The sequence below is a fragment of the Ruegeria sp. AP12 genome (genome assembly GCF_056540025.1).
This window is the reverse complement of the sequence record NZ_JBQFVZ010000030.1, coordinates 1-2,143: the sequence shown is the minus strand read 5'-3', so window position 1 is coordinate 2,143 and position 2,143 is coordinate 1. Positions and strand designations below refer to the sequence as shown.

The following is a 2,143-nucleotide window of genomic DNA, read 5'->3' as shown; positions in this document are numbered from 1 at the left end:
CCGCCAGAGCTTTCGATATTTGCCATCAGCCAAAGCGACTCTGCAAGATCTAGAAATAAAACGAACCATCAAATTGGCTAAGTGCGGCCGGGCGCGCCTTGTTTGCCTTATCGAGCGGCAAACGCAAAACCTAGAGCGGTGCATATCGGCTGCGGAAGTATGTTGGTAGGTTTGATTTGGAGTGGGGTACAATCTAGCCAGGCGGGCGCGAGATATCCGGGCGCCCATGCTTTTTCATTCGGCGGCTATATCTTGCATGCGGTCTTCTAGCCCCGACGCATGCGCAGCCACCATTGGGTCGGCGCTGTTGGCCAAAAGCCAACCCTGAATCTGGGCAGGGCTGTGTTGTTGACCTCCTAACCGCTGTTCGAACACCCCGGCCAAAACGCGTTCACCGGGGAAAAAGCGCTCATACAGTCGGCGGGCTGTTGGTGCACCCACCAATCCAAGCTCGGTGTGCACATCGGCGCGGCCCGGACGGATCAAGGCCGGGTCCAACCTTTCTTTGTGGTTTGTGGTCATGACCAGCGCACGCCCTTCCTGAGCGGCCACACCATCGATGGCGTTGAGCAAGCCCGAGAAGCTGACGCCCGAGCGTTTCTCACCACCTTCGCGCTGCGTAAACACGGCGTCCACATCCTCGATTGCGATCAGCGACCCCTTGGGGGCACACATCATCGCTTCACGCAGATCATCATCCGTCAGCGTGACGCGCCCGATATCCAGCGACGCGATATCCAATGACAGGTCTGACGCCAGCGCGCGAATGAGGCTCGACTTGCCCGTGCCCGGAGGGCCGTAAAACAGATACCCTCGCCGCCACGGAACACCACGTTCCGCGTACCAATCGCTGGCCCCATAGAACCAACGCATGTCCTCCAGCACTTTCTCGATGCGATCGTCATCCACCAGTACTGTATTGACGGAACGGCGCGGGACATCACCGACATGATCCCACCAGTCCCCTTTCAGAATATGAAGGCCAGGGCCGATACGGTCCCTGGTTTGGGAAAGCGTACGTCCCTCAGCTATCCAGCCCAATATCGTTTCGACCTTTCCGAACAGGACGGTGACATTCAACACCTCCATCGGGCGCTGGTTGTGTGATGCGCCCACTTTTGACTTTTCATTGATGTCGCGCTCCAGACGGCAGAGCTTTCCGCGCCAGAAAAACCAGTGCCGCCCTGGAGCAGGTGCATAGCCCTTTGTTCCCCGAGCCCATTTGCCATCCGTCATACGCACATGACGCGAATGGGACAGGACGTTGTTCTGCTCCATCCAGATACAGAAATGGCGATAGGCCGCGCTTCTGTTGTCGAGCGTTAGGCTGACCCAAACGCGCCGAACAATCACACCGTACATGGCCATAAACGCAATGCGCAGAAAGGCCGCCGCGACCCCGAAGGCCCCGAGCGCCAAGCCGCCCGCGAAAAAATCGCTGGTCAGGGCGCTGGTCAGGAATTGATCAAATGCTTCCATCTTAGCCCCCTTTCACTTCGCGAAAGTCGTGACCTTTGAAACGCCGCACCGGATTGCCGCGTTCGAGCGCATGGTGCAGCTCATTGCGGCTTGCATTTTGTGCGGCTTCTTCCGCAGTGGCTTGCGCGGCCATCAGATGCTGAAGACGTTCCAATGCCAGCGCCTTGTTGCGGTGTTGCGACCGTTCTTCGCGCGCCACCGCTGCAAGCCCGGTTTGCCTGAGCGTCGCCCGCACTGCGCTATCGGTCGTGTTCTGGTGCTGCCCGCCAGGTCCGCCCGCCCGGAAGGTTGCAAAAGTGACGTCGCTCGCTTGAATACGTTCGGGTGTTCGTGCGAGTTTGGGCAAGTCGAACACCCCAATGAACCAATTGGTCCGTTTGTGCGTCGGACGCAGATTGCTTTGTGCCCGCCACTGGATCGTACCGCGCCAATTCTTGGCAAAGGCCTCGGCATCGGCGCCGCTGATCAGAACCACTGCAGATTTATAGCCAAGTTTTGTTCGAACCCCACTGGTATCGAAGTCCACGGCGAGGAGCTCGGCCTCTTCGCGCATGACATCCAGCACTCCGGCGACGGCTTGCTGGCATTCCGCCGGACCCCTGCCGCTCGTAACCAGAAGTGAGATATGTCGGGATGCAGTCATGACCGCCTCCCGTCACGCGTT

General features: G+C 58.8%; 2 protein-coding genes. Both read right to left on the bottom strand.

Features of this window, described 5'->3' with window-relative positions; all coding sequences use genetic code 11:
• Positions 1-234: 234 nt before the first annotated feature.
• Positions 235-1,479 (bottom strand): AAA family ATPase, encoded by a 1,245-nt coding sequence (locus tag ACR0E6_RS20855; protein WP_480564037.1) that lies wholly within the window; start codon positions 1,477-1,479, stop codon positions 235-237.
• 1 nt (position 1,480) lies between these two features.
• Entirely contained in the window at positions 1,481-2,122 is a 642-nt protein-coding gene (gene prfH, locus ACR0E6_RS20850) for a peptide chain release factor H (protein ID WP_480564039.1), read from the bottom strand.
• Positions 2,123-2,143 lie beyond the last annotated feature (21 nt).